Here is a 7,731-nt window from a genome sequence, read left to right as displayed (position 1 = left end):
AGAACCAAAACCCGCCCCCATGAGTGTCAGGGATGTCTCCGAACGAGTGTCAGGGATGTCTCCGGTCTTTACAACAAGGCCTGGCATGACGGAGAGGCCTTTCGTCGACCGTCGATCAATTCAGCCATTCAAGCGGCTGCGAATCCAGTCACTCAGCCCGCTCTCGCTCAGGCTGCCATCCGCCAGGCTTTGCCATGTCCTGAGCACGTCCGCGTCATCTGCGTCGAGCTCCGATCCATTCAGCACCAGGAAAGTTTCCGCGACCACTAGCGAGGTGCGCTTGTTGCCATCCACGAAGGGATGGTTCCGCGCGATGCCGAAGGCATAGGCGGCGGCCAGCGCGGCGATATCCGGTTCTTCATAAGAGCTGAGGTTCACCGGGCGCATCAGGGCGCTGTCCAGCAGCCCCTCGTCACGCAGGCCCGCCGCGCCGCCGTGCTCGGCGAGTTGTTCCTCGTGAATGGCGAGAACCACCTCGCGGCTGATCCAGACGGTCACTTCGCCAGTTCACGCAGCACGTTACGGCGGCGCTTCATCACGGTTCGGGCGGCATCCATCTGCGTCGCGAAATCCGGGTTGTATGGCGTGATCCGATAGCCGTCGGGGGATTCGGTCAGATAGACCGTGTCGCCTTCCGCCACGTTTAGACGCGCTAGCACGTCCTTGGGGATGACAGCGCCGACTGAGTTGCCGATGTTCCGAAGCTTGAGGGCAACCACGATCGCCTCCTGTGTTGCAACATGCGTTATAACATAGGTGCAAATGCACGAAGGGTCAATGTCGTCATGCCAAGACGTGGTCTTGCCATCCACGAGTTTTTCCTTGCCGCAGCGGTTGCTAAGTCGTGGATCCCAAGGCCAAGCCTCGGGATGACGTGCCACGAGTTTTCCGCCCCCTCCGCACAGCCACCACCCACCGCGGCAGCCTCGCCCCCGCCGCCAGCGCATAGCCAAACACCTCACCCACCTCCCGCAGCCTGCCGCCGTGGTAGCCCACGGCGGTGGCGCGGACGGTGAGGTGCTTTCCCTTAGCGGCCGTCATTGGTCTGGTGGCCGAAGGTCACGCCGGCGGTGATCTTGCCTGATGACGCGTTCGACCCCGCCACGGTGTAGTTCAGCCTGAGGTAGCGCTTCATGCCCTCAGGCCCCGCCGGCGGCATATAGTGCAGCGTCGAGGTCCAGCCGGCTTTCAGCTCCGCCACAGGCACCGCGCCCGAGGAGGCATGGGTCGTAACGCCCGAGCCGAATGCGGCATCATCCGAGGTCTGGATGGCGACGGTGAGGGAGGTGAGGCCGGCGAAATCCTCCACCACCTGCACCGAAAGCGGCACCGGCGTGCCACGGCCGATGTCGCGGCGCAGGTTGGCGGAAGCACCGAGCACGCGGTCGGTCGCGCCCAGATCCACCACATGGGTGGAGGCGGCGGACGCGGTCACGGCCTGCGCATCGGAAAACAGCGTCGTCTTGTCGAAAATCATGAGAATACTCCGTTGTCCGATGGATCAGAACGCGGCCGGGACGGCGGCTTCGGTGTTGAGGAGGGCGTCGGTCTCGCGCAGCGGGATGCCACGATAGGTCAGCACCTCCTTGCCCTCGATCTCGCGCGGGGTGAGGCGCACAAAATTGTCGCCGGCGCCGCCGTTGGTGGCGAGCGCGTCGAGCGCTTCCATCATGTGGCGGTTGAGGTAGATGGCCTGGCGGCCGCCGGCCACCCGGCGCGACTGCAGCCGGTAATAGGCCTGCCGCAGCAGGGCGTAGAGATCGACCGTGCCCGCTTCCACGGCAGAGACATCGATGTTGGCGATGCGCGAGACATAGCGCCAGTCCTTGACCGCGAGGCCGAGGTGCCAGGTGAACTTCTCCTCCTCGACGTAATAGGGATTACCGTCGGCATCGATGACGCGCTGGCGCCCCATGTCCTGGCGCTGCAGACCGGCCTTGGAGCCCTTGGGGTAAATGAGGTGGGAGTAGTTGTCGCCCCAGGTGACGAACCAGATGGAGGTGTTGTCGCCCCCGGTGCCGCCGGCGTCGATGACCTGGTTGCCGGCACCGCCGCCGCCGATGACGTTGAAGCGTGCCGAGAGGCCCTTGAACTTCTCCGGCGTGGTCGCGGTGTCATGGTAGAACAGGCCCGTCGCCATCTCCTGGTTCATGGCCTCGAGGAAAGCGGTGGCTTCCGACAGGCGCAGCGCGCCGCGGTTGGGCGCAAGGTCGAGAATCCGCTGGTCGACGGTGGAGAGCGCCTCCACGAAGCCCGTGGTGTCATCCACCTGCTGGGTCGTGCTTTTCGACTGCTTGATGCCCTGGTAGAGCCGGCCCCAGGTCACTTCGGGCAGGCCGGTGCGAATGGTGTGGCGGTGCACCGCGCCCATATTGGCTTCAACCGCCATGGCGTCGTCGAGGATGGGGTTCTGCTGCTTCAAAAGCTCGACGACGGCGGCGATCTGCTTGCCGTTCTCCGAGCGCTGGATGTACTTTCGTGGCGACATCCACGTCTTGCGTTGAAATGAACTGCCGCGCCGAGGCGGAGGGAAACATGCCGCGCACCCGATATTTCACCACGTCACTGTCCTCGCCATACTGGTCCACCAGCCGCGTGAGGTAGGCCTTGTTGGTGCCGGGCACGCTGCGGCTGTCGATCTGCCGCACCGTCCAGTAACGGCGGAAGCGGCGGAAACACTCGCGGAAGCGGCCCGTGTTGCGCGTGGGGTTGCCGAAGACGACCCAGATGACGATCGTCGCCTCATCGGTCATGGCGCCTTCCGCCACCTCCCACACCTTGTCGGCGATCTTGGAGGCCTCGTCGAAGAGGAGCACGATGATGCGCCCCTTGTTGTGCAGGCCGGCAAAGGCCTCGGTGTTGTGCTCCGACCAGGGGATGAAGTCCATGCGCCATGCATCTGACGCCTGCTTGTCCCGGGCCTTAACCGCCGTGGCGCGCACATCGAACCAGTGGCCGGTGATGCTGCTGGAAAACCAGCGGCCGACTTCCGGCGCGGTCTTGGTGCGAAGCTGCGTGTCCGTATTGGCGGTGGCCAGCACCTTGGCTTTGTCGAAGCAGGACATGGCCCAGCCGGAGATCATGCCCATGAGGGCCGACTTGCCGATGCCGTGGCCGGAGGCCACCGCGATCTGCAGCGGCTCGAAGCGCTTTTCGTCATCCGCCAGATGATCGCGGATGACCTTCAGGATATCGGCCTGCCAGTCCCGCGGGCCTTTAAGCCCATCAAGCTCGCCCGCACCCCAGTCCCAGGCGCCGAGCGCGAAGCGATGGGGGTCGAACTGGCACGACGCGACCCAGTCGATGAGATCGTCGTCGGCTTGGGTCATGGGCGGAACTCAGGGGAGCGGGACAGGACAGGTGCTTGGTCCTGCTGGTGGAAGTCCTTCTGGTGCGCCAGGGCGCTTAACCAACTATTGGTTGCAACTGAACTTACGAATTCATCTCATTGCGCAAGATCAAATTTAAAACTAGTTTGCCTCCAGTTTTCGAGGCTTTTTCATGACGTTCCATCAACTGCCAGATCTCGGCGAGGATTCCGCCGTTGAAGAACTTCCCCCGGGTATGGGGTGGAGCCTCTTCTTCGCCTGGCTTCCGGTGCGCTGCGACCGTCATCCCTCAGGCTACGTCTGGCTGGAGCAGGCCATGCGCCGTCGCGACGTCAACGGCCGCTGGGAATATTGGTATCGCACGCAAGATGCGGATGACCTCAGGCGCTGCTCCTGGTGACGGCCGCCGCTATGACGGCAGCGGCACGAAGTCCTCGGGGTAATCCACCACCTCAAGCGTGCCATCGGTTACGCCATCGATCACCGCCTTGGTGAAGGCAGAGGCCGCCGCATAGCCCGGCGTCGCCACGCCATCAGGCGTCATCTCGCGCACGCCGACATGGTCGAGCACATGGGACCAGAGCGCGGCGCGGTCGTCGGCGGTTTCCACCGGCAGCGGCGCGTAAGGCGTGCCGAAGGGGATCTCTTCCACCAGTGAATTGCGGGTGCCGCCGTTGCGCAGCGCCACCTCGTTCCAGGCAAGCCGGCGGTCCTGCGCAAAATCCGCCCCGTCGGTGATGTGGTTGCCGGAGAAGAAGACGGCGCTGCCCTTGTCCATGCGGATGATCTCCTGCGCGCGGGAGAGCGCGCCCGCATGGGTGTCGGGACCCGGCTTCATCAGGTTGTTGCGGAAGGCCATGGTGGCGCCGCGGCGGGCGAGGGTGGAGGTCGGCTCCACTGCCTGCATGCCGGTGCCGTTCCAGTTGTAGATCAGGTTGTTTTGCGAGAGCACACCCTTCGACAGCGCCGAGACATGCGGATTGCGCGCCTCGTTGCAGACGAAGAGGCACTCCAGCACCGCGACATTCACCGCGTTGTGGACGAGGAGGCCGTAATTGTGCGGCGCCTGCGGATTATACTTCTCGCCGTTCCCGTCGCGCGGATCGCGGAGCGCGGGTCCGAAGATGCAGCGGTAGAACAGGATCTCCTCCGCCATGCCCACCGCGTTGGGATAGACGCTGGCAAGTTCATCGAGAGAATAGGCGAAGTTGCAGTTCATCACGACAACGCGCTTCACCCGATGGACCGAGAGGCAGTCGCGGTCGCCATAGTGCCGGCCGGTCTCGCTGAGGCCGCAGCCGAGCTGCAGGTTGCGGATGATGAAGTCGGTCGGCTGGCTGGCGGAACCGGAGAGGTTCAGCATCAGCCCGCCGCCCTCGGGGTAGAACCAGTCGCTATTACCTTGGAAAGTCAGTCCGCCCGAGGAGATGTCGCGGCTGTAATAGGGCGCCTCCACCACATCAACGCCGTCGGCCACCACGATGCGGCGCGGCCCGGCGCTCGTCTCAAGAATATGGCCGATCTTGGCCTTGTCCACGCCGTCGTAATATTGCACCGGAGCTGTGTCGCCGCCCGTGGTCTCGATGGCGGGATAGTCCACGAAAGGCACCGGCTCCACCGGCGTCATGTCGGGGTCTACCATCTCATAGCTTTCCAGCGCGCGCGGATAGATGACGAGCTTGCGCCAGGGCATGTTGAGGCAGTCATTGGTGTTGTCGTTGCGGCGGCCCAGCATCCAGTCGTCGATTTCATCGAGCGTGCAGGTGGGCGGCTGGTTGTTGTACTGGACATATTCCTTGCGCTGCGCGGCAAGGCCGAAATCACCCGCCTTGAACACCGCATAGGCGCGGCCCACGGCGCCCGGCGTGTCCGGCGCGGTCGAGGTGACGGAGCCATTGACGCCTGATGACGTGTGCGAGGCGTTCACATTGCCCTGGCCGTTCACCAGCACGGTGGAGACATGGCTGGTCGTGCCCGAGCCGCCGGTCTTCTGCGCCCGCCAGAAACGGCGGTTGGTGTTGGGGCGTGGGTCGCGCTCCACCCATTCCACATAAGCGGTGCATTCGTTCTGCCGGAAGGCCGCAAGAAGCGGGCCGATCGGCCTGACGGCATCGAGGGCGCGCACCGTGCCATGAATCGCCGGGGTCGGGATGCTGCCCTTCTCGATCTGCACGAAGCTCATGTCGCCCGTCACCGTGGCGGTGGGGTTGAGGTCGCCGCTCACGGCGGTGAAGGCAAGCGGCGTGTCGGCCGTCGCGGTGCCATAGCTTCCGAGCGTCACCGAGCCGGTGCCGCGGATCCAGAGCTGATGCGCGCCCGTCGTCAGCGTCACGTCCTGGCTTTGCGGCGCGTCGGGATTGGCGAAGAGGTTTGTCCTGGCCTCATAGACCTGGAGGCCGAGGTTCGTCACGGGCAGGCCATCGGGTGCGATCTCGACGTCATTGCCGGCGGCATCGGGCAGCCAGGAGGCGCCCGCGCGGCTGTTCTCAAGCACATCCGCCAGCGTCAGTTCCTCGCCCGCCGCGCCGTCCCAGACACGGCCCCGCGTGAAGTCGATGACGAGCGCCCTGGCGTCATCGCCGTACCAGGGCTCGTCGACCGTCCTGCCGCCGAAGGTATTGAGGCCGAAACGTGCGTTTCGTCCGCTGAAGCTGCTGCTGGCTGAAAATGTCATGAACCGTCTCCATAAAATTCCATGGTCACGATGCAGGCCTGCGCTGCGGCAAGCCCGATGTGGGTTGCACCGGCGGGGATGCGCCGTGCAGCCGGGTTCAGCATGGCGGCGGCGCCATCGGTCACGGCACCGGTCGGCACCAGGGCACTCACATCCGCCGTCCCGAAGGCCGCGAAGAAATCACCGGTCGCGCTGAAGATCACATGGCTGGCGCCCGGCGGCAGCACATGGGTTTCGGCGCTGCCGCCCTCCAGCACCCGCGCGTCCACATGGTCGGAGGCAAGAGGCGCCAGCGCGCCGCGCGCGGTGTTGTGGGGGAAGGCGAGATCGGTGAAGGGTTTCATGAGCTGGTCCTTGAAGAGATGCATCGGAGAATGGCGCTGATCCTTCGAGACGGGCCTCCGGCCCTCCTCAGGATGAGGCCTTGGAATGCTGACCCGTCCGGGAGGGCCACATCCCCCACCTCATGCTGAGGAGGCCGCCAAAGCGGCCGTCTCGAAGCATGCGGCCAAGTCCAGAGGCGCCAGCCAAAAGCTTCGCGCGGGTATTCCGGAACCAACCGGCCATCTCATGCGCTTTATCTTCCTCGCAGATGGAGGATCTGTCATGCGCATCAAATCAATCGCCTCTATGGGCGCGGCGTTGCTTGCAGGCCTGACGCTTTCGGCCTGCGTCGCCGATGGCGGTTACTATGGCTATTACGACAGTTACTATTCTCCGGGATATGTCGCCGGTCCGGTCTATGCGGCACCTTATTACAGCCGCGATGTCTACCGGTATCGCTATTACGATCGCTATGACCGCGGCCGTTATTACTACCGTCGCGGAGGCTACTACCGCTATCGGTAAGGTCTTCAGCCGGGGCCACCCGCCCGTGCCTTGGCGCGGGCGAGCCTCGCGGCGAGATCGTCGGTGACATTGAGGTTCAGGCTGTCGTTGTAGAGGCCGAGATGCCGCGCGATCTTGTCGAGCGCGCTGATCTTGTCCCAGGTCTTGATCTTGTGGACGTATTCGACGCCGCGCTTTCCGCTCTCGTCTGCCTTGGCCGCGCGGCTCACCACCTCGATGGAGGCGATGGAAGCGGCGAAATCATCGTCCCACTGGCTGGGGTCCTTGAGGTTTCCCTCCGCATCGAACGCCTGCCTGAGGTCGGAGGTCGCCAGCCGCATCAGTTCGGTGAGCACGCGGGTGATGTCGACTTCAGCCCGGGCCGCGCCTTCCGCGGTCAATTCGGCGATGCGCGCGCCAACCTCCTCGCGGGCCTTCAGTTTGGAGCTGTTGCTGGTGTCGGGCCGGTATCCGGCGTCTCCATAGGCCTGCACTACCGGCTTGCCCAGCGCTACAAGCTGCGCGAACCGCTCATGGCGCGGATGATCAAGCGGCGGCATGGGCGGTGTCTCGGTGCGGGAAGGGCAACAAAAAACGCCCCCGCGACGATCATCGGGGCGCCACTCACAGTTCTGGAGCCTGTATAAAAGACATTAGCCAGCGCGGTTCAGGGTGTCAAGCTTATTTTCCTGAAATGGGCAAATAATCCGATATGATGCGAGTTGCTGCGTGCGGCCATCGTTCGTCATGGCAAGACTTGGTCTTGCCATCCACGAGTTCCTTTTTGACGACGGCCACAAAGTCGTGGATGCCAAGGCCAAGTGTTTGGTCTTGAGACATAGCTGACAGATGTTCGGAGACATCCCTGACACTTTTGATGCGGATTGCATCGGGAGGACG

11 protein-coding genes are annotated in these 7,731 nt (G+C 64.0%); 2 read left to right on the top strand and 9 right to left on the bottom strand.

What is annotated here, in order from left to right; genetic code table 11:
- Window positions 1-120: 120 nt before the first annotated feature.
- The 5 genes from IEV58_RS18025 to IEV58_RS18005 form a co-directional block, all read right to left on the bottom strand.
- On the bottom strand, window positions 121-498 hold the full coding sequence (locus IEV58_RS18025; protein ID WP_188411312.1) for a type II toxin-antitoxin system death-on-curing family toxin: 378 nt from the start codon (window positions 496-498) through the stop codon (window positions 121-123).
- Window positions 495-719, bottom strand: a complete 225-nt coding sequence (locus tag IEV58_RS18020; protein WP_188411310.1) for an AbrB/MazE/SpoVT family DNA-binding domain-containing protein — start codon at window positions 717-719, stop codon at window positions 495-497. Before IEV58_RS18020 ends, IEV58_RS18025 begins: the two co-directional genes overlap by 4 nt.
- Window positions 720-1,027: 308 nt before the next feature.
- Window positions 1,028-1,477, bottom strand: coding sequence for a Bbp16 family capsid cement protein (locus IEV58_RS18015; protein ID WP_188411302.1), 450 nt, complete (start codon window positions 1,475-1,477; stop codon window positions 1,028-1,030).
- Window positions 1,478-1,501: 24 nt separating this feature from the next.
- Window positions 1,502-2,488: a major capsid protein gene (locus tag IEV58_RS18010; protein WP_188411300.1), complete on the bottom strand. Its 987-nt coding sequence runs from the start codon at window positions 2,486-2,488 to the stop codon at window positions 1,502-1,504.
- Entirely contained in the window at window positions 2,379-3,329 is a 951-nt protein-coding gene (locus IEV58_RS18005) for a hypothetical protein (protein ID WP_188411298.1), read from the bottom strand. The genes IEV58_RS18010 and IEV58_RS18005 overlap by 110 nt, the downstream gene beginning before the upstream one ends.
- A 172-nt stretch (window positions 3,330-3,501) precedes the next feature.
- Here IEV58_RS18005 and IEV58_RS18000 point away from each other — a divergent pair, with 172 nt between their 5' ends.
- A complete protein-coding gene (locus IEV58_RS18000; RefSeq protein WP_188411296.1) occupies window positions 3,502-3,729 on the top strand; it encodes a hypothetical protein in 228 nt (75 codons plus the stop codon).
- Between the two features lie 9 nt (window positions 3,730-3,738).
- On the opposite strand, the gene IEV58_RS17995 is transcribed toward IEV58_RS18000, so the two are convergent.
- Both IEV58_RS17995 and IEV58_RS17990 read right to left on the bottom strand, forming a co-directional pair.
- Window positions 3,739-6,003: a hypothetical protein gene (locus IEV58_RS17995; RefSeq protein WP_188411294.1), complete on the bottom strand. Its 2,265-nt coding sequence runs from the start codon at window positions 6,001-6,003 to the stop codon at window positions 3,739-3,741.
- Window positions 6,000-6,347, bottom strand: a complete 348-nt coding sequence (locus tag IEV58_RS17990) for a hypothetical protein (RefSeq protein WP_188411292.1) — start codon at window positions 6,345-6,347, stop codon at window positions 6,000-6,002. Before IEV58_RS17990 ends, IEV58_RS17995 begins: the two co-directional genes overlap by 4 nt.
- A 262-nt stretch (window positions 6,348-6,609) precedes the next feature.
- On the opposite strand from IEV58_RS17990, the gene IEV58_RS17985 reads away from it, so the two are divergent.
- The gene (locus tag IEV58_RS17985) at window positions 6,610-6,852 is read left to right on the top strand and encodes a hypothetical protein (protein ID WP_188411290.1); all 243 of its coding nucleotides are present in this window, start codon (window positions 6,610-6,612) and stop codon (window positions 6,850-6,852) included.
- A gap of 5 nt (window positions 6,853-6,857) precedes the next feature.
- Here IEV58_RS17985 and IEV58_RS17980 read toward each other — a convergent pair whose 3' ends face one another.
- Window positions 6,858-7,391, bottom strand: a complete 534-nt coding sequence (locus tag IEV58_RS17980; protein WP_188411288.1) for a terminase small subunit — start codon at window positions 7,389-7,391, stop codon at window positions 6,858-6,860.
- Window positions 7,392-7,512: 121 nt separating this feature from the next.
- On the bottom strand, window positions 7,513-7,731 hold a 219-nt coding region (locus tag IEV58_RS18310; RefSeq protein ID WP_229729584.1), incomplete at its 5' end, for a hypothetical protein.

Origin of the sequence: Agaricicola taiwanensis, assembly GCF_014635245.1 — a bacterium.
In the GTDB taxonomy this organism is placed as follows: domain Bacteria; phylum Pseudomonadota; class Alphaproteobacteria; order Rhizobiales; family Methylopilaceae; genus Agaricicola; species Agaricicola taiwanensis.
This window is presented reverse-complemented; position numbering and strand designations above follow the sequence as displayed.

Coding starts and splice junctions, on each gene's coding strand:
- IEV58_RS18015 (WP_188411302.1), bottom strand. CDS start 1,477: ATGATTTTCGACAAGACGACGCTGTTTTCCGATGCGCAGGCCGTGACC.
- IEV58_RS18010 (WP_188411300.1), bottom strand. CDS start 2,488: ATGTCGCCACGAAAGTACATCCAGCGCTCGGAGAACGGCAAGCAGATC.
- IEV58_RS18005 (WP_188411298.1), bottom strand. CDS start 3,329: ATGACCCAAGCCGACGACGATCTCATCGACTGGGTCGCGTCGTGCCAG.
- IEV58_RS18000 (WP_188411296.1), top strand. CDS start 3,502: ATGACGTTCCATCAACTGCCAGATCTCGGCGAGGATTCCGCCGTTGAA.
- IEV58_RS17995 (WP_188411294.1), bottom strand. CDS start 6,003: ATGACATTTTCAGCCAGCAGCAGCTTCAGCGGACGAAACGCACGTTTC.
- IEV58_RS17990 (WP_188411292.1), bottom strand. CDS start 6,347: ATGAAACCCTTCACCGATCTCGCCTTCCCCCACAACACCGCGCGCGGC.
- IEV58_RS17985 (WP_188411290.1), top strand. CDS start 6,610: ATGCGCATCAAATCAATCGCCTCTATGGGCGCGGCGTTGCTTGCAGGC.
- IEV58_RS17980 (WP_188411288.1), bottom strand. CDS start 7,391: ATGCCGCCGCTTGATCATCCGCGCCATGAGCGGTTCGCGCAGCTTGTA.